General features: G+C 37.9%; 16 protein-coding genes. 2 read left to right on the top strand and 14 right to left on the bottom strand.

All coding sequences use genetic code 11. The features are described 5' to 3' along the window. Positions 1–57: 57 nt before the first annotated feature. A complete protein-coding gene (locus tag H7U19_RS00940; RefSeq protein ID WP_186557963.1) occupies positions 58–1,671 on the top strand; it encodes an Ig-like domain-containing domain in 1,614 nt (537 codons plus the stop codon). On the opposite strand, the gene H7U19_RS00935 is transcribed toward H7U19_RS00940, so the two are convergent. From H7U19_RS00935 to H7U19_RS00875, 14 genes are all read right to left on the bottom strand, one after another. Further along, positions 1,658–2,437 (bottom strand): amidohydrolase, encoded by a 780-nt coding sequence (locus H7U19_RS00935; RefSeq protein WP_186557962.1) that lies wholly within the window; start codon positions 2,435–2,437, stop codon positions 1,658–1,660. The two genes, H7U19_RS00940 and H7U19_RS00935, sit on opposite strands and share 14 nt — an antisense overlap. Before the next feature lie 14 nt (positions 2,438–2,451). After that, entirely contained in the window at positions 2,452–3,672 is a 1,221-nt protein-coding gene (lhgO, locus tag H7U19_RS00930) for an L-2-hydroxyglutarate oxidase (protein WP_186557961.1), read from the bottom strand. Positions 3,673–3,757: 85 nt separating this feature from the next. Continuing rightward, positions 3,758–4,237, bottom strand: a complete 480-nt coding sequence (locus tag H7U19_RS00925) for a hypothetical protein (protein ID WP_186557960.1) — start codon at positions 4,235–4,237, stop codon at positions 3,758–3,760. 266 nt (positions 4,238–4,503) lie between these two features. Beyond that, the gene (locus H7U19_RS00920; protein WP_186557959.1) at positions 4,504–6,276 is read right to left on the bottom strand and encodes a MutS-related protein; all 1,773 of its coding nucleotides are present in this window, start codon (positions 6,274–6,276) and stop codon (positions 4,504–4,506) included. A gap of 77 nt (positions 6,277–6,353) precedes the next feature. Then, positions 6,354–7,049: a zinc metallopeptidase gene (locus H7U19_RS00915; RefSeq protein WP_186557958.1), complete on the bottom strand. Its 696-nt coding sequence runs from the start codon at positions 7,047–7,049 to the stop codon at positions 6,354–6,356. A 93-nt stretch (positions 7,050–7,142) separates the two neighbouring features. Beyond that, the gene (gene ald / locus H7U19_RS00910; protein WP_186557957.1) at positions 7,143–8,243 is read right to left on the bottom strand and encodes an alanine dehydrogenase; all 1,101 of its coding nucleotides are present in this window, start codon (positions 8,241–8,243) and stop codon (positions 7,143–7,145) included. A 217-nt stretch (positions 8,244–8,460) separates the two neighbouring features. After that, positions 8,461–8,745: a SemiSWEET family sugar transporter gene (locus tag H7U19_RS00905; protein ID WP_186557956.1), complete on the bottom strand. Its 285-nt coding sequence runs from the start codon at positions 8,743–8,745 to the stop codon at positions 8,461–8,463. Further along, on the bottom strand, positions 8,732–10,507 hold the full coding sequence (locus H7U19_RS00900) for a tetratricopeptide repeat protein (RefSeq protein WP_186557955.1): 1,776 nt from the start codon (positions 10,505–10,507) through the stop codon (positions 8,732–8,734). The genes H7U19_RS00905 and H7U19_RS00900 overlap by 14 nt, the downstream gene beginning before the upstream one ends. Before the next feature lie 136 nt (positions 10,508–10,643). Next, the gene (locus H7U19_RS00895; RefSeq protein ID WP_186557954.1) at positions 10,644–11,084 is read right to left on the bottom strand and encodes an RDD family protein; all 441 of its coding nucleotides are present in this window, start codon (positions 11,082–11,084) and stop codon (positions 10,644–10,646) included. Between the two features lie 73 nt (positions 11,085–11,157). Beyond that, positions 11,158–11,643, bottom strand: coding sequence for a hypothetical protein (locus H7U19_RS00890; protein WP_186557953.1), 486 nt, complete (start codon positions 11,641–11,643; stop codon positions 11,158–11,160). Positions 11,644–12,261: 618 nt separating this feature from the next. Continuing rightward, positions 12,262–12,384 (bottom strand): hypothetical protein, encoded by a 123-nt coding sequence (locus H7U19_RS16960; RefSeq protein WP_281386105.1) that lies wholly within the window; start codon positions 12,382–12,384, stop codon positions 12,262–12,264. Between the two features lie 141 nt (positions 12,385–12,525). Then, positions 12,526–13,797, bottom strand: coding sequence for a serine--tRNA ligase (gene serS / locus H7U19_RS00885; protein WP_186557952.1), 1,272 nt, complete (start codon positions 13,795–13,797; stop codon positions 12,526–12,528). 217 nt (positions 13,798–14,014) lie between these two features. After that, entirely contained in the window at positions 14,015–15,331 is a 1,317-nt protein-coding gene (locus H7U19_RS00880; RefSeq protein WP_186557951.1) for an HTTM domain-containing protein, read from the bottom strand. After that, on the bottom strand, positions 15,321–16,259 hold the full coding sequence (locus H7U19_RS00875) for a bifunctional riboflavin kinase/FAD synthetase (RefSeq protein ID WP_186557950.1): 939 nt from the start codon (positions 16,257–16,259) through the stop codon (positions 15,321–15,323). Before H7U19_RS00875 ends, H7U19_RS00880 begins: the two co-directional genes overlap by 11 nt. 63 nt (positions 16,260–16,322) lie before the next feature. Here H7U19_RS00875 and H7U19_RS00870 point away from each other — a divergent pair, with 63 nt between their 5' ends. Continuing rightward, complete coding sequence (locus tag H7U19_RS00870; RefSeq protein WP_186557949.1) at positions 16,323–19,097, top strand: zinc-dependent metalloprotease; 2,775 nt, start codon at positions 16,323–16,325, stop codon at positions 19,095–19,097. Positions 19,098–19,100: the final 3 nt, after the last annotated feature.

Here is a 19,100-nt window from a genome sequence, read left to right as displayed (position 1 = left end):
AAGCATAAGGTATATCTCTAATTTTATGTAGGTTTGTGCAAAATTTTATTCCAGCAAATGGGCAATAGGTTTTTCAATTTTATTTTAATTATTATCATCGGATGCATTGCTATCAATTGTGCCAATACTGGCAGGCCAGAAGGTGGGGCAAAGGATATTGAGCCACCAAGAATTGTGAGCACATCCCCCGAAAATTATTCTACCAATTTTGCCGCGAAAGAGATCCGAATCTATTTTGATGAATTCATTAAAATCAAAAACCTACAAAAGCAGTTGATTATTTCGCCCCCAATGAAAACGCAACCCGAGATTACCCCTTTAGGCAGTGCGAGCAAATTCATCAAAATTAAGATTTACGATACCCTACAACCAAACACTACCTACGCTTTTAACTTCGGAAATAGTATTGAAGACAATAACGAGGGCAACCCCTACACCTATTACAGATATGTTTTTTCTACAGGGGATCATCTTGATTCATTGACAGTTACAGGTAATATTACAGATGCCCTAAAACGGCAACCCGAAACTTTTGTATCGGTTATGCTGTATGAAGTAGACTCAACGTTTACCGACTCTATTATTTACAAAGAAACCCCAAAATACATCACCAATACACTTGACAGTTTGACCACTTTTACTATTGAAAATGTAAAAGAGGGCAAATATTTGTTGGTGGCTCTAAAGGATAAAAATGGAGACAATAAATTTCAACAAAAATCTGATCAAATTGCCTTTTACGATGAATTTATCGATGTACCAACGGACTCCTCCTACTCGCTTCGATTGTTTAATGAAATTGTGAATTTTAAGCCTTCTAGGCCACAACTAGTTACGGGACAAAAAATTATGATTGGATATGAAGGCGATTACACGGGGATTAAAGTGAACATGCTTTCCGAAGTGCCCGAAGATTTTAAATACCGCATCACTAAAGATGAAAAGACGGATACGCTTTACTATTGGTACGAACCGAAATTGGAGGTGGATTCCTTAGTCCTTAGTATTGAACACCCGCAGACCACAAAAGAATACACGGTTCGAATTCGGGATATGGAAAAAGACTCTCTATTGGTCAAAATGGAACCCCAAGGTAGTATCCGATATACCGAAGATCTTTTAATTTCAGGAAACATTCCTCTTACAAATATCGATAAAACCAAGATTGACTTGATCGATAAGGACACGCTTGCAGTAGAGTTTTCTATAAAACCTTTGGATTCCCTTGCAAATACTTATGCTATCACTTTTGATAAAACGGAATCCAACGAGTATTATTTTGGTTTTTATCCCGATGCCCTTACAGATTTTTATGGAAAAACCAATGATACCATTAAACACTCTTTCAGGACCCAAAAAAAGGACAGCTATGGTAATTTTAGGCTAAATATCCAAAATGCCGTGTATCCCATAATCGTTCAGCTAACTACGCAACAAGGTGAGGTACGTTATGAAAAATATGCCACTGAACGGCACCCCATTGACTTCTTAAATATCAGTCCAGGCGACTACTATATTAGGGTGATTTTTGATACGAACGGTAACAAAAAGTATGATACGGGCAATTATCTTGAAAAAATCCAACCAGAAATCGTAAAACATTCTGAAACAAAACTAGACCCAGCTGTTAGGGCAGGATGGGATACTGAAACAAATTTTACTTTAAACTAAAGCTATCCCGGTCGTCCAAAAATTTCAACCGATTTCTATAACGGTTGATATGTTTCTTTTGAAGCGTGATGATTTCCGTATGTTCTTTACCCAAGGGAATAGAAGTAAGTTTTTGTCCCAAAACATTATAGGCGGAAGAATTGCCATTGTAGTTAATATTTTCGCCATCCGCACCAACACGATTTACCCCGATAGAATAGCACATATTCTCTATAGCCCTGGCCTTCAATAGTGTATCCCAAGCATCAATTCGAGGAATTGGCCAATTAGCGACATAAAGAAGAATGTCATAATCCTCAACATTTCTTGACCAAACCGGAAATCTTAAGTCATAACAAATCATTGGGCAAATTTTCCAGCCTTTATAATCGATGATAACTTTTTCGGTGCCTGCTGCGTACACTTTATCCTCACCTACCAAAGTAAACGTATGGCGTTTATTGTAATAGGATATTTTACCAGATGGCTCCACGAACAACAAGCGGTTATAAAATTTGTCATTATCAGAAACCACGATACTACCGACAATGGCTGAACCCTTTGATTTAGCAAAATGCTGCATCCATTTTACCGTGTCCCCATCCATATTTTCTGCAACATTTTCTGCATGCATTGTGAATCCTGTGGTAAACATTTCTGGAAAAACAATTACGTCCACACCCTCCTGAATCTCCTCAATTTTATTGGTGAAATTAATCCGATTTTCCTCAGGATTTTCCCAAACCAAATCAGACTGGAGCAATGCTATTTTTAATTCCTCTTGCATAGGATAAATGTAAGCTAATTCAAATTAAAATATTGGGATGCCATTGCACTAACTTCGTCACCAATGGCCAAACATGCGGTTGCAGCTGGGGATGGCGCATTTAACACATGAATGCTTCGGCCTTGGTACGCAATTTCAAAATCTTCCTGCATTTCGCCATTTTCCTTCAATAACATAGCTCTGACGCCAGCTCTTCCCGGTATGATATCTTCAGCAGTTAAAGATGGAATTAAACACTGAAGTGTTTTTAAAAACAATGCTTTTGAAAATGCGCGTCGGTATTCATTAATGGCGAAATTCGTATGCTTGAACAATAGTTTCCAAGTCCCAGAATACGAAAGGGCATCCATCGTATCCCTTAAACTGAAATCGGTTTTCCCGTAGCCCTCGCGTTTAAACGTTAAGACTGCATTAGGCCCACATTCGACGTCCCCATTGACCATCCTTGTAAAATGTACGCCCAAAAAGGGAAAAGCAGGATTGGGAACTGGGTAAATTAGGTTTTTTACTTTGTGTTTTGCTTCTTCGGTAAGGTTATAATAGTCCCCTCTGAACCCAACAATTCGCCGTTTCGATTTCACCCCGTCTTTCTTCGCAAGGCGATCAGACTGCAAACCCCCGCAGAAAATCAAATGTTTTGTGGTGTACGTTCCCTTTGAAGTGATGATGGAAGTGGTTTCCGCTTGATGTTCAAAGGCCTTGACTTCTTCCCCTAACACGATTTTACTTCTTGGTTGTTTTGCAATAACCAAATCAGCAAGGGTTTGTGTTGCTCCTTTAAAATCTATAATTCCCGTACATGGCACCCAAATGCCCCCGATACTTTTTACAAAAGGCTCAATGTCATTCACTTGATGGGCATTGATTTTTTCGATACCCTCAATTTGGTTTTGAAGTCCGTTATTGAATATTTTGTCCAAATAAGGCAATTCACTTTTCCCTGTGGCGACAACCACTTTACCACAAACATCGTGTGCCACATTACGCTTTTTGGCAAAAGCCACCAGCTGCTTACGTCCATCTGAACACAGTTTGGCTTTTAAAGAACCAGGCTTGTAATACAAACCTGAATGGATAACACCTGAATTATTTCCTGTTTGATGAGTTGCCAAACCCTCCTCTTTTTCAATAAGAAGCAGTTTTAAATTGGGATATTTTTGTTGAATTTTATAGGCTGTAGCTACACCAACAATCCCTCCCCCCACAATGGTTATATCATATAAAAAAGAGTCCAAAAATTATACTTTTTTTGAACTCTTAAGATATTATTTAATTTGAAGTAAACCAACTGGATTTATACAAAACCCTTCGTTCATTTCATTATAACCTCCTTTTGGTTTTGGCCAAATTGGTATTTAGCTTTTCAATTTTTTCCAGCCACTTTTGTTCGTCCTGTGGGGAAAGTTTACCTTTCTTTTTTAGCTTCTCGTACTTCTTTGTAGCAACTTCGTGTTTTTTGGTGGCCTTTTCAAAATTGGATTGCGCCTTTTGTTTCTTTTTTAGGGCTTTTTCAGCCTGTTTTTGCTTTTTTTCAGCCTTTTTCTGCTCCTTTTCAGCTTTCTCCAGTTGCTTTTCAACACGCTCAGTTTCTCCCATTTGAAGTTTCCTTTTCTCAAAAGCTGACCTGATTTTTGTCTTTTCTTCAGGAGTTAAGGTATTAGTAACATCCGCCCCATCTTTAAAAATCAAATCTTTCTTGACCTCATAAACCACTTCGTTCACTTTAATCTCTTGAGCTTTTATTGACACTCCAATCATTAAAAAAATCACTAAAAGCAAAAGTCTTAATATGTTTTTCATTCTAATATATTCTTTTGCTTTTTGGACACCAATATCAACAAAAAGTCACTTTTTAGAAGGGAAGCAAATAAAAGAATTTCTTGAAATGAACTATCTCCGAGGTAGAACCATTACGATATTTCGTTGGTTTCAATTTAACTTTATCGACAAAAAAATGAAATTCTGTTATTTTAGATTCCCGTTCCTGCCTGCCGGCAAGGCAGGTTCACGGGAATGACAAGTTCAGCGGAAACCCCGACGCTCAGCGTCGAGGAATTCTTTTCGATTTAAACGATTTCCATTTTTTTCAGAAGAAAGGAAGCATTCATATTTTGACAGATGCCCTGTTTCAATTTATAATCAAAATACAGTTCATTTTTGATAATTTGGGCATCGAAATAATAGTTTTTTACATCATCTAATTCCTTTTCAATTTCGCATAAACTTAAATCGTGCGTTGCAATAATTCCGGTTGCCTTTGAAGCTACCAATTTTTCAACAAACTTCTTTGAGCCAATAGCTTTATCCGTACTATTTGTACCTTTTAAAATTTCATCCAAAACAATAAAATAAGGCTCCTTTTGAATGGCATCCACGATATATTTTAATCGGCTCAATTCTGAAAAGAAATAGGAACTGTCGTCCGTTAAGGAATCCGAAGTGCGCATACTTGTTATCAATTTTACGGGCGAATATTCACTCGAAGTAGCGCAAACAGGCAACCCTATATTGGCCATCACAATATGCAAGGACACCGTTCTTAAAAATGTACTTTTGCCAGCCATATTTGCTCCGGTGACAATAAAAAATTGTTCTTCGTTAATTGATAAATCACTTGGCACGCGTTTTTCTCTGTCTAGCAATGGGTGGCTCAAATTTGAAGCTTTAATTATGCAATCGTTGTTCTTAATATGGGGAAAAACGTATTCCTGGTGATTGAATGCAAAATTCCCCAATGAATTATAGGCATCGAAAAACGAAACCACCTCAAACCAATCCGACACCTTATCGGCATAAGTATCAATCCACATTTCGATGCTGTAACTATTTCTGATATCCATTAAAAATAGTCCGTTACCAAAAAGCGCACCTAAAAGATTGTTTCGATTATCCAAGGCGCCGAGCGATCTTGACAGTCTTTTAAAAATATGCGACGCTTTTTCATGTTCAGACTGAATCTGTTTTTGTTTTTCCATCAAAAGCCCTGAGGCAAACCTTTCCTTTTCAATATAGTCCAGCAAAATGGCGTACTGTCTAAAGGTGTCTTTTAATCTATCCGAATGAGAGGACAATTGACTGATTCGTTTGACGTAAACCCCAGAAATCGCGAGGCCGAATAGCAACCAATAGACAACAATCATTTGGTTTTCAATCACATTAAATATGGTCAATAAGGATATAAGAATTGAAATTACCGAAAAGCCTATCGGCAACCATTTGATAAATTTGGGTAAAAAAGATTGATAATTATTCAACCAGCCAATTATATTTTTTGCAGGTGTTTCAGCTTTTATCAAACTGGCCGAAGCCGTGTAACATTGTCGCCATTCTGGTTTTGAAGCCAGCTCTTTTATGGCTTCTTGCCTTCGCTCAATTCCATTAGTTTCGTTGGCTAATAAGGTAGTAGCGAATTGTTGCGTACCCTCGTTGATAGTCGTACGATTGGCATATTGAAAAAATGAACCTCGCCCAAACAAATCGATATCCAAACTATATTGATGGCTTGGGTTTTCAAAAGCCTTACCATCCGCCCTATCGTGAAAGTTACTCAAGGCAATTTCGATTTCATCTTCATTAATGTTTACCAAAGCTTTGTTGAAATCCCTCAAATGTTTTGCATCGGTATATTTTGAAAGTAGAAAAAGAAAAACTCCAGCTCCTACCAATCCAAAAACCAAAGCAATTTGCCATCTTTCAAAAAAGAGATATATAGCTAAACTGGTTGCAACAAAAACTAAAACTCTTAAGAAACTCAACTTGGTAAGTCGTTTTTTTAAAGTCTTAACCTCGGCCTGATATTTGGTTAGATGTTTTTTATAATAATCTAAAGGTGTTTCCATGGGATTCAAAAGAAATGTAAAGAAACAAAAAAAAGCCCTGAAGAATTTCAGAGCTTTTAAGTTTTATGTTTTTATGGTTAATCGCGACCTCCAAAAACCTGCAAGGCCCAATATAAAAGGTTGGCCAAAGCACCAATGGCCGCCACCAAATACGTTCTTGCAGCCCATTTTAAGGCATCTTCGGAACCTACATATTCTTCAGGCGTGACGATATTTTTATTTTTTAACCAAGCCAATGCCCTGTTACTGGCGTCGTATTCCACCGGTAACGTAATAAAGCTAAACAGCGTTGCAAACCCCATCATTGCTACACCCAATGCGGCTACCCACCAACCAAGGCCCACCCCAGCGGCACCGCCTAAAACAAGACCTCCAATAATTAACCATTGAGACATCCCAGAACTTACGCTTACAACTGGCACTAAAGTGGATCGCATTTGCAACCAACTATAGGCCTGCGCGTGTTGCACAGCATGCCCCACTTCGTGAGCGGCAACAGCCGCCGAAGCAGCGTTTCTTTGATTGTAAACTGCTTCACTTAAATTTACAGTTTTGTCCTTGGGATTATAATGGTCGGTTAATCGACCTGCAGTGGAAATCACCTCAACATCATAAATACCGTGGTCGGCCAACATTTTTTGGGCCACTTCGGCGCCACTCATACCATTGCGAAGTTGCACTTTTGAATACTTGTCAAACTTTCGTTTTAAAGTATTGCTAACCAACCAACTTACTAGAGCAATAGCTCCAATTAATATATAATATCCAAACATAATTTCAATTTTTAATTTGTATTCAAATCACTTCATAAAGATAGCAATAATTGCACCAATTTTAATCCATGAAATTTTGTCAGATAAAATGATTTAAGCTGTTTCAAACTCCAAATCAAATGCTTCGGCAATTTCTTTATATACAATTTTTCCGTTAACAATATTGAGTCCCTTTGCCAATGATGGCGAAGTATCGCAGGCTTTTTTCCAGCCTTCGTTTGCCAATTTTATGACGTACGGCAGAGTGACGTTGGTTAAGCCCATTGTGGAAGTGTAAGGTACAGCACCCGGCATATTTGCCACACTGTAGTGCACCACTTCGTCAATAATATAAGTCGGATCTTGATGAGTAGTGGGCCTGGTAGTTTCAAAACAACCGCCTTGGTCCACGGCAACATCCACCATAACGGTACCGTGGCGCATATCTTTTAGCATATCCTTTGTGATGAGCTTCGGTGCTTTTGCCCCTTTTATCAGTACCCCACCAATAATCAAATCTGAGTCCTTGATATGTTTTCGGATATTATATTCGCTAGAAAACTCACTGATTACGTTATTCGGCATGGTTTCACTCACGCGTCGCAATGCCTTCATATTGATGTCTAAAATAAAAACATTGGCCCCCAACCCAGCAGCCATTCTTGCCGCCTGAACACCAACCACTCCAGCACCTAAAATCAATACTTTTGCCGGTGGCACACCAGGAATGCCTCCCAATAAAATACCACGTCCTTGGATGGGTTTTTCCAAATATTTTGCGCCCTGTTGGATGGACATGCGCCCTGCCACTTCAGACATTGGAATCAATAATGGCAATGAGCCATCGGCATCCTCCACCGTTTCGTAGGCAATGCAAACCGCCTTGCTATCGATCATCGCCTTTGTCAATACTTCGCTCGATGCAAAATGAAAATAGGTAAACACCACTTGGTCTTCCTTAATCAAACTATATTCCTGCTCAATGGGTTCCTTCACTTTTACAATCATTTCGGCTACATCGTAAATCTCTTCGATGGTATCCAAAATAATGGCCCCAGCGTTTTGATAATCTTCATCCAGAAAACCACTGTTGAATCCCGCGTTTTTTTGAACATAAACGGCATGGTTTCTTTTAGTCAATTCGAAAACCCCTGAAGGCGTCATACCCACCCGGTTTTCATTGTTTTTAATTTCAATAGGAACACCAATTTTCATAGTCTGTGATATTTAATGTTGATACTAAACTTTAAAAAATCTCTTAAAAGAGAGTGCAATATTAGTTCAAAAATTTGAAAATTTTCTGAAAATCAATGATTTTTGTAAATTTTCAATATCAAATTTAACAATTTATTAATAATTACCTAATTCACATCGGTTTAATAGGGTTTTGATTGAAGGGTTTTCAATTTGAAAAATCTGGAATAAATGCATGCTATTTTTTCGAATATCGGATTTTGAAATAAATCAGTAAAGTAGCCGAAATTACAGTGACGGCATTGGCAAAAACCATGGAGGGACTGTTTAGAAAAATACCATAAATGAGCCATAAAATTATGCCTACAAGGAATATGAGCAACATGGGCAAGGACAAACTAGATACGTCTTTGGTTTTCCAAGTTTTATAGACTTGAGGTAGAAAAGCGGCGGTTGTCAAGAACGCCGCGAGGAAACCCACGATTTCATAAAGATTGTTATTCAAACTATCAATTAATAGCATCACCTCTTAATCTTCGGAATTTTTTCCGTGCATCCACAAAATAGATGCTATCCTCGTGGTTGAACACAATATCCTTGTAAAGGTTTTTGGCCTTTTCAGGTTGATTTAGATGATTCATATACAGTTCTGCCAAACTGTAAATGGCGTTGTCCACTAAAATCCCATCCCGATAATTTTCAATGATGTATTGATAATTGGCTTCTGCCCTTTCAAATTGCTTTTTCTTTTCAAAAAGTTCGGCTTGCTTGTACAGTGCCTGTGGAATAATCGGTTCGGTTTTATGTTCGTCCAAAACCTTGTCCAAAAGAGTGATGGCTTCGTCATTTCTATTTTGAAAGGCCAACAAATCGGCTTTTGCGTAAAGTTTTAGAGCAGTTTGTAAGGAATCTTCATATTTATTATCCGAAATCAGGAGTTTTAAATCCAAGGCATCATTGGCAATCAATTGAGATGTTGACGACTTCAAAATTTTGAGCTGTGATTCCGCCCATTTAAAATCGCCTTTATAATAACTGGTTTTAGCCACTTTAAAGCGCGCTTGCTGGGAAATCGTACTGTTTTTAAGGTTGCGCTGTATTTGGGTGAAATAGATAAGCGCCTTGTTAAATTCCTCCTGCACTACCAAAATATCCCCAAGTTCCAACTTCACTTGCGCTTTCTGTTGCACGGTTAGGGGCAATTTTAAGGTTTCCTCTAAAAAGGCAGTAGCCTCTTCCGTTTTATTCATATAAAACGCCAAAAAATGGGCATAGGCAATTTGTAATTCCAAGGTTTGGGCAAAGGTTCCGTAGGTGTCAAAAAGTTCTATGTATTTAGTTTGAAGTGCTTCAAAATTTGTTGCATCACCTTGTTCCGCTTCAATTTGCAACAAATCGTTATAGGCCATCAAAATCGTATCAATATCCTGAGCCTTCTCAACAACAAAAGTGAAAATAGATTTTGCGTCCTCATATCGGTTTTCGTTTACTGCAATTTGACCTAGTTCAATAATTCTGAAGAGGCTTTCGGGTTGCCTAGCAAAAATCGCCTTTTCCTGTGCAAACGCTTTGCTGAAGTCCTTTTGTTGCACAAACAGCCAACTGAGCATTTCGTTCCAAAGAACATTCGGATCCTGCTGGATTTTTTTTATCAGAAGTTTTCTGAGTATGATATTGTTTTCAGTGGAACCGTCTTCACTGATAAAATCATTAATGGCCCTTTTGATATTGGATAATGAAATAGGATTTTTTTCCGCAAAACCAATGTAGTTTAGGAACATCTTTTCAATATGCCCTTGTTCACCATAAATCTGTGCCAACTGAAGTTTAAAATTCAATTTTGGTTTTAATTCCATGGCCTTTTCGTAAGTGGTGGCCGCTTGGTCCAACAGGGCGTGTTCCTGAAAACTTCGGGCTACTGAAAAGGCATTGTTAGGGTTGACCATCAAGCTATTAATTGCTGTGTTGTAATTTTCGTTGGCCTTTTCGGCATCCCCTTTCAACTGATAATTATGCCCCAAGGTGACATAAAATGCGGGGTATTTGGTCCTTCCCAATATCTTAATAATGAAGGCTTCCGCTTCGTCATAGAGCTCCAACTGTTGCTGTGTGTCTATAATCCGCTTGATATGGTTGATGTTTGAAGGCGATTTGGCGTACAGTTTCTTGTACTCGTAAAGTGCCTTTTCAAAATCTCCACTTTTGTAATACTCCTTGGCAAGGATTTCGCTTTGCGAAAATACCATTGCCGAGAAAAATAAAAACATGACAACAATCCATCTCATAATGGTAAATATAATAATCTCAAATAGACTACAAGAAACAACTAAAAATTTATTTCTTTTTCTATTCATTCCTTATATAAAATTAAAGCCTGTTGCATTTGAAATACAACAGGCTCCAATCCATTTTTAAACTACTTTAAGATTGTAACGGCACATCTCTCTTACCACTTTCTACAATATATATCTTGAACCATTCATCGTAAAAGATTTTATCAAAAGCTAAATATAAAATCGCAAATAAAGGCATTAAAAGAATACACACGGATTTCACCAATGTACGCAACAATAAAATTGATTGTTTCGGTTTAGATCTTGGACTAACCAAGTTTAAATTAAAAAGCATTTTGCCAACGGTACATCCACTGTTAAAAATATCAAAAGCAAAAAAGTATAATAGGCAAATTACCCAACTATAGCTTAAGTTAACCGTGAACTCTTGTCCAAGAACATAAAAGTCATAAGACCATTCATGCAATATATAATTTGTTATCAAAAAATCCACAAAAGTGTTCAATATTGAAATATCAACACCAAAAGACAAAATTCTCTTTGTTTTCAATCCCAGGTTATCTATCATAAAACAACAAATTAACGATATAAATAAAGTAATAAAATGGCATTATATTTAGCCTAACACTATTCGTGTAGTCTTATCTTACTTTATGCCCAACATATAACAAATCTATTATTTCTCCATCTTCATTTAAAGAATATGACGTTTCTTTTACCTTTACATCATAATCTCCAATTGGTATTAGGGACGATTCTACAACGTCTACTGGCTTTAAAGTAGGGTCAGAGAAAAACGTTTGGTTTCCTCCAAAAATTCCAATTATAAGGTTCCAAATTGGGGCGGCAGCACATACCCCTTTATTGCAACAGTGATTAACCTTTGTTTCAACTGTACCTCCAATTGCATCCGAACCTACCTTTATCGTAAATTCTTTACATCCCGTATAAGGCCAACCTGCACTTCCTTTAGCAGTTGATTTTGGATTAGACTTTTCGATAAAATCCATCAAATTTGTGGTTTCAATATATTCTTGCTCAGAATCGACCAAATCATTTTGGTCATTATTAGAACAAGAAACAAAGAGCATTGAAATAAAAAATATTAAAACATTTAATTTTTGCATTAGAATAAATTTAAAATCAGTTTTTAAAAATTAAAACTGACTTGTTCGACAAAATGATTATTCAGTCTATTTTTGTAGTCTATCTCATGCTGTTTAAGCGGTCTAAAACTTAAACAAATCCCGCAATGCGAAAAATAATCAGCGCTGATCTTGTTGCAACTTACGTTCAAAATACTTCAACCGACATAGACTAAATCTAGTTTTATACTTTGAACGTCACAAATCAAAAAAAAAAAAAAAAGAGAGTACAAGCTATTTTAGGTAAATTTTTCACGATTTATCGAAAAATCAAAATTCGTGCTGCGGAAAAACCGTAACAGAATGTTTTAAGGTTAATGACCCATCACAATAAACTATTACTTCTTAGCAGAATGCATTATACTAAAGCATTAATCCAAAAAATATCGATGACAACTTTATATCCATGTTACAACCTTATACATCATTGCTAAAAGAATCGGAAACTTTTATTCCAATATTAGAAACACAACCAAAAATGCCCGAACATAACATTCGGGCATAACCAACCAAAATAATAGTTCTATTAACTAAACCACTGTTATAAAAAATAACAGCAACACTCGATTGGGGACAGCTTTTATCAGTATGTAAAAAGGGTTATTTTTTCACAACTGCTACAGCTTCATTTTCAGATTTTTCCAAAGTGAAATCTGAGAATAAAACTTTACTAGCCAAAAAAAGAAGTGTGATAAGCAGGATGATGCGCTTTACGTTTTTCATGGTTAAGTAGGTTAATCATTTTGGTTAGCATAAAAGTCCTAAATAACCAAGAAAACACAAAGAAATTTCGACAATAATCGTTAAACAGCATTGAAAATATGCGTTTCATCGATTGCGTATTGGTTTTTAGAAGGTTTTTACTTACTTTATAATATCAAAACCCGTATAAGAACGCAACACCTCCGGAATCACAATACCCTCTTCTGTCTGGTAATTTTCTAAAATTCCAGCCAGCACTCTTGGTAACGCCAAAGACGAACCATTTAGTGTATGGGCCAGTTCATTTTTTCCTTCGTTGTTTTTAAATCGAAGTTTTAGTCGATTGGCCTGAAAGGTTTCAAAGTTGGAAACCGAAGAGATTTCCAGCCACCGTTCTTGAGCCGTTGAATATACTTCAAAATCATAGGTCAATGCGGAAGCAAAAGAAGTATCGCCACCACAAAGTCGCAAAATCCTGTAGGGCAATTTGAGTTCTTTTAAAATGTCTTTAACGTGATTTACCATACCGTCCAAAGCATCATAAGATTTAGATGGGTGCTCCACTCTGATAATTTCCACCTTATCAAACTGGTGCAACCGGTTGAGGCCCCTAACATGCGCACCGTAACTCCCAGCTTCACGACGGAAACATGGGGTATAGCCCGTAATGCCAATAGGCAAATCGCTTTCGTTTAATACCACATCCCTAAAAATATTGGTCCCAGGTACTTCGGCAGTAGGAATCAAATACAGATTATCCTCAGTAACATGATACATCTGTCCCTCTTTATCTGGCAATTGGCCTGTTCCAATACCCGAATCCTCATTTACCAAAAGTGGCAACTGATATTCGGTATAACCGGCCTCCGTATTTTTATCCAAAAAATAAGTAATCAGGGCACGTTGTAGTTTGGCTCCTTTTCCTTTGTAAACTGGAAATCCCGCACCCGTAACCTTATTCCCCAGTTCGAAATCGATGATGTCGTACTTTTTAGCCAATTCCCAGTGTGGCAACGCGTTGCCATGTAACTCAGGAATTTCACCCTCTTTAAATACTTCTTCGTTATCGTCCTCAGAATTTCCTTGGGGTACTGAAGCATGAGGTACATTTGGAATTTGATATAGTAATTCTTTTAAATCATTCGCCGTGGTATTCAACGTTTCCGCGAGCGTTTTTGAAGCTTCTTTCAACGTTCCGGTTTTTGCCTTTAGAGCATTCGCCTCCTCCACTTTTCCCGATTTGAACAATCCTCCAATTTCTTTTGAAATCGAGTTGGATTCGGCCAAAGTATTATCCAATTCGGACTGCGTGCTTCGTCGTTTTTCATCCAAAGCAATCACTTCCTCAATCATTTTTTCAGCATCGATGTTCCTTTTTGCTAGGCGTTCAATGACTTCTGTTTTGTGCTCTCTAATAAATGGGACTTGTAGCATGGTTTAAAATTTAAGCGACAAATTTAAGGAATTACGACAGGAAACAAAGAATTTCTTGTAACTACAATTATCAAATTAAAGGCACCCGATTACTTTGTTAATTTTTTGTAAGTCTTTTTCCTGAAAACCGAAATTCATTTATTTAGATTCCCGTTTTCACGGGAATGACAATTTCAACGGAAACCCCGACTTAAAGTGTCGGGGAGTTCTTTTCAATTTATTCTTTTTTTGAAGGCAAAATCCAATCGCTGTGCTTTAATGGTTCCCAAGGGATATTTGCAATATCGACTTCAGAATCAATAAAATCCTGAAAGGGTTTCCCATTAATGCTTACCCTACTTTTAACGTACACTGCAATATCTTGTCCTTTACTTTTGAAATCGGCTCTTAAATATTGGGCAAATTGCCAAATGACGTCGGGTTTTGTGCCCGCGCTTCGTTGCTGCTTTTTGGTCAAATAATCATTCTGATTGATAATGATTCTTTCCTTTGAATCCTTGTCCACCACGGTATAAATCGTTGAGCCTCTTTTTGCCCTTAACATCATCCGCCACGATAAGCGATGCCCCTCTTCGGTCCAAAGCACGTCATCCTGAAAAAAATGGTGTCGCAACGGCAATGCAATTTGAATCACAAAATATATTGAAAACAATACAACGTAAGCATCCCGAAATTTGGGAAATTTAATTTCACTAGCTTCATAAAAAGGCCTCCTTTTAAGGAAAATGTTGCGAACGGTTTTTGGTTCAAAAAAGAACAAATAAAACGCCAAAGCCAAATATGGAAAAATCCCTATTTGGAACACAATAGAATTGAATAGATGAAATCCTATAGAAATGATGAAAGCCCAATTCCTTGTAGGCTTAAAGAGTAACAACGGTACAATTAAGCCATCAAATAGAATCCCGCCATAGGTCAGCACATAATGCACCCATTTTTGTTGCAAAATATCTCCAATTAAATAGTAATGCGCTTTACCTTTCATTAAAAGCTCGATAAACGAAGTATCCAACCAATCTGGGTAAAACTTGGCTACCGAAGCATAAGTGTACACGATGAATAATTGCAAAATAAACACCCATCGGCACCATTGGGGCATGGCATTGGTTTTCAGTTTCGGGTTCTGTTTTGCATCAATGGAAATATCGTGATTAGCAGGTAAAAATACCATGATAGCACTGACTAGCATCAACAAATAGTAGTGATTGTTGTAAGACGACTTTTGCATCAAATAGCACCCTGCCCATAACACTGCGAAGCCAAACATACTCCACTTATATTTGTAGCCCAACATGATGCATATTCCAAAAAGCCCCATGAAGGCATAGTAGGCATACATGCTTGGCCCTTGAAATATATTTAGCCATTCAAAACCAATAAAGGTAAAGGTGAATTTTGGCTCTACCAACACACGGGTTACCCAGCCTGTGGCAATGGCCCCAATGGATTCCAAGAAACACAAAAGGCCAAAAAATATTCTAAAAATAACAAGCTGGGAATTGTCAATATATTTAAACAGCCAATTATTCAGCATGGTATTTGGCTATATATTGTAGGGAAAATGCCCTATCCTTTTGAAGTTGCTCCTTTAAAACCTCAATGGAATCAAATTTTTGCTCATCACGAATGCGTTCGAGTAGATCTATTTGAAGCTCTCTCCCATAAATAGAAGCATCAAAGTCGAAAAAATGAATTTCGACGGATTCCTTTTCTCCATTAACCGTAGGATTCATGCCGATATTCATCATGCCATAAACTGTTATACCATCAATTTCTGATTTCACAACATAAGACCCATGTTTTGGAATCAACTTATAATCTTCGGTAATACGTAGGTTTGCAGTTGGAAAATCCAAAGTTTTACCGATACCCCTTCCTTTAATTATAGTGCCGGTCAACATGAACGCGTAGCCCAGGTATTTATTGGCCTTTCTTAAATCGCCTTCCAAAAGGGCCCTTCTAATTTTTGTTGAACTTACTGCAACGTCATTGATATCCTGTGCCGAAATTTCCTCCACTTCAAAACCGAACATCTCACCATATTTTTTCAAATCCTCAATGTCGGCATTTCTATTTCTTCCAAAGCGGTGGTCGTAACCGATAATGACTTTTTTAGCATTTAATTTATCCACCAGCACTTGTTGAACGAACTCCTCGGCACTTAATCTTGAGAATTCCTTTGTGAATTTTTTAATCAACAAATAATTCAACCCCAGATCTTTAAGAATCTTGCTTCGCTCGTCAATCGTGTTAATCAATTTAATCCCGGAATCTTTCTGCAGCACCATTCTCGGATGGGGAAAAAAGGTGAGAATGACAGATTTTAAGCCTTCTTTCTCCCCATCCATAATCAACCGTCTTACTATTTTTTGATGGCCTATATGCACGCCGTCAAAAGTGCCAATTGTCACAATAGTTGGTTCTTCGGATCTATAGGTTTCTACCTTTACAACTTTGCCCATGAAATTCTGTCAATTGCTCAATTCAGCAAAAAAAACTAGATTTGTTAATAAAAAAGCCCCAAAATGGTTACGAAAACAAATCTACATTATGTTTTTTCAACTGCAATGTTTTTGCTCGTCTTTTCTGTTTATGGACAGCAATCTCCTTGGACCAAAGTAAAAAGCATTCAGAATAATCAGGCACTCTCAAAACTAAATTTGGAATCTGCTGAAGTGGATTATTTTAGTTTAAATCAAACGGAATTCTTACAAAACTTAGCGTCGGCCAGCACCAATAAAAACGGAACGGCAACAATCAGTATTCCAACTGAAAATGGCGAAATACATGCTTTTGAAATTGAGGAAAGGTCTGTTTTTTCACCAGAATTAGCAGTCCAATTCCCAGATATCAAATCTTATGTGGGCTACGCTATTGATGGCTCTGGAGTACGTTTGCGCATGAGTGTTTCGCCTAACGGTATTCAAACCATGATTTCGTATGCAGATAAACCCATGGTTTTTATGCAGCCTTTGGAAAGAGGTTCTGAGCAATATCTAGTATACCAAAAAGGCGATAAAAAAGGTGAGCTTGCTGGGTTCAAATGTAACACCATAGAAACATTAAAAACAAAAGCTTCAAAATCGGGTGGCGCAAAAATAGATGAAGGTGGTGCCAATGACCAAACTCTTCAGACCTTTAGGATAGCTATTTCAACTACTGGGGAATACACAGCTTACCACGGCGGGACAGTTGGAGGTGCTTTAGCAGGTATTAATGCCACCCTTACAAGGGTTAATGAAATTTTTGAAGCAGACATGGCCGTTACTTTTGAATTGGTAAATGCCACACAATTAATTTATACCAACAGTGCGACGGACCCGTATTCGAACCCTAGCGTTGGTACGGATGAAAACAATTCCAACAACCTCGATGGGTGGAGTTTGCAATTACAGAATACCTTATCATCAACCATTGGTAATGCGGCCTATGATATCGGGCATTTGTTTGGTGATGATGGCGGTGGTGGGAGTGCAGGCTGTATTCGCTGTGTGTGCAGGGATGACAACACCTCGGACGATATGGACTTAAACAAAGGAAGTGCTTATACCTCACCTCCAAATGGTGTCCCAGAAGGAGACACGTTTGACTTAAATTATGTTATCCACGAAATAGGTCACCAAATGGGGGCAAACCATACTTGGGCCTTTGATACCGAGTCTGGCACTAATGTAAACTCAGAACCAGGAAGTGGTTCTACCTTAATGGCTTATGCTGGTATTACTGGACCTGACGATGTGGCTTCTGATAGTGACCCTTATTTCCATTACCATAGCATTAAACAGATTTTAGATAATTTAACCTCTAAAAGCTGTCAAACCACCTCGGCATTAACCAATAATCCTCCAAGCGCTAATGCAGGGAGCAATTATGTAATTCCAGCCGGAACGCCATATGTGCTTAAAGGAAGTGCCACAGATTCGGATTCTGGCGACGTTCTGACCTATTGTTGGGAACAAACCGATAGTGGTAAAACGGACTACCAAAACTTTGGGCCAACATTGACCAGCAGTTCCATGAATCGGTCATTACCTCCGTCTACCTCGCCCGACAGGTATATCCCAAGGTTAAGCAGTGTACTGGAAGGCAATATTACACAAACGAATCCAGGGTTGGGAAGTGATTGGGAAACCGTAGCCACAGTGGATAGAACACTAAATTGGGCATTAACCGTAAGGGATAGAAATCCGGCGAGTACGACAGTAGGACAATCAAGCTATGACAGAATGCAAATACAGGTTGTTGATGGTACAGTCCCTAACCCTGTTGGGCCTTTTGTAGTTACATCTCAAAATACTAATGGTATCCAATGGACCCAAAACACTTCCGAAACCATTACTTGGGACGTGGCCGGAACGGATGCAAATGGCATTAACACGTCTAACGTTAATATACTATTATCAACTGATGGTGGCGAAACTTTTAGTACTGTATTAGCTTCGAGCACCCCAAATGATGGTTCCGAAACTATAACCGTCCCCAATATTGCGGCACCTTTCTGTAGGATTATGATTGAACCTGTCGGCAATATTTATTACGCCGTGAATACTGAGGATTTTGCTATTGGATATATCGTTACAACCACATGTAACCAACAATATGCTTCAAGTTCCAATTTGAATTTACCCATCACCGACGGCAATTCTGTTACAAATATTATTAATGTTCCGGACAGCGGAACAATAAGCAGTATCAAAACAAATGTTGATGTCACACATACCTATATCAGTGATTTAATCGTCACCTTAGAACACCCAAATGGTAGCACCTCCTCCGTAATATGGAATGAAAACTGTTTTAATAGTCCTGGCTATCAAGATTTTGATATCATTTTTGATAATGAGGGGTCGGCAGTAGCATGTGCTTCTCCGACCAATGGCACATATATTCCTGCAAATTCTTTAAGCATTTTTGATGGCCTTGATAGTCAAGGTAATTGGCAAATTTCCGTTAGTGATGGTTTTGCTGGAGATACGGGCACCTTGAATGATTGGTACGTAGAATTCTGTATTACAACTGTAGTACTAGGCAATGATGACTTTAATGGACTTACTGGACTAGAAGTATTCCCCAATCCATCAGAAGGCAAATTCAACGTACAATTAGAAACTATTACCGAAAGTAACACTGTCAATATTGCGGTTTATGATTTGAAAGGCAGAAGTATTTATGCCAATACTTTCAAAAGTACCAGCAAATTTGAACAAACTATAGATTTAGGCAAAGTGCAATCTGGGCTTTATATTTTGAAAGTAAGTGACGGCCAGAGGACATCCAGCCGAAAAATTGCTATCGAGTAGACC

Origin of the sequence: Hyunsoonleella aquatilis, from assembly GCF_014270105.1 — a bacterium.
Lineage (GTDB): Bacteria > Bacteroidota > Bacteroidia > Flavobacteriales > Flavobacteriaceae > Jejuia > Jejuia aquatilis.
Note: the sequence above shows the minus strand (reverse complement) of the source record. Positions and strands in the feature narration are given on the sequence as shown.

Excerpts from the sequence above, each read along its gene's own strand:
- H7U19_RS00920 (WP_186557959.1), bottom strand. The coding sequence starts at position 6,276 with ATGGAAACACCTTTAGATTATTATAAAAAACATCTAACCAAATATCAG.
- H7U19_RS00940 (WP_186557963.1), top strand. The coding sequence starts at position 58 with ATGGGCAATAGGTTTTTCAATTTTATTTTAATTATTATCATCGGATGC.
- H7U19_RS00880 (WP_186557951.1), bottom strand. The coding sequence starts at position 15,331 with ATGCTGAATAATTGGCTGTTTAAATATATTGACAATTCCCAGCTTGTT.
- H7U19_RS00915 (WP_186557958.1), bottom strand. The coding sequence starts at position 7,049 with ATGTTTGGATATTATATATTAATTGGAGCTATTGCTCTAGTAAGTTGG.
- H7U19_RS16960 (WP_281386105.1), bottom strand. The coding sequence starts at position 12,384 with ATGAAAAACGTAAAGCGCATCATCCTGCTTATCACACTTCTTTTTTTG.
- ald (WP_186557957.1), bottom strand. The coding sequence starts at position 8,243 with ATGAAAATTGGTGTTCCTATTGAAATTAAAAACAATGAAAACCGGGTG.
- H7U19_RS00895 (WP_186557954.1), bottom strand. The coding sequence starts at position 11,084 with ATGATAGATAACCTGGGATTGAAAACAAAGAGAATTTTGTCTTTTGGT.
- serS (WP_186557952.1), bottom strand. The coding sequence starts at position 13,797 with ATGCTACAAGTCCCATTTATTAGAGAGCACAAAACAGAAGTCATTGAA.
- H7U19_RS00875 (WP_186557950.1), bottom strand. The coding sequence starts at position 16,259 with ATGGGCAAAGTTGTAAAGGTAGAAACCTATAGATCCGAAGAACCAACT.
- H7U19_RS00925 (WP_186557960.1), bottom strand. The coding sequence starts at position 4,237 with ATGAAAAACATATTAAGACTTTTGCTTTTAGTGATTTTTTTAATGATT.
- H7U19_RS00935 (WP_186557962.1), bottom strand. The coding sequence starts at position 2,437 with ATGCAAGAGGAATTAAAAATAGCATTGCTCCAGTCTGATTTGGTTTGG.
- H7U19_RS00900 (WP_186557955.1), bottom strand. The coding sequence starts at position 10,507 with ATGAGATGGATTGTTGTCATGTTTTTATTTTTCTCGGCAATGGTATTT.
- H7U19_RS00905 (WP_186557956.1), bottom strand. The coding sequence starts at position 8,745 with ATGCTATTAATTGATAGTTTGAATAACAATCTTTATGAAATCGTGGGT.
- H7U19_RS00870 (WP_186557949.1), top strand. The coding sequence starts at position 16,323 with ATGGTTACGAAAACAAATCTACATTATGTTTTTTCAACTGCAATGTTT.
- H7U19_RS00890 (WP_186557953.1), bottom strand. The coding sequence starts at position 11,643 with ATGCAAAAATTAAATGTTTTAATATTTTTTATTTCAATGCTCTTTGTT.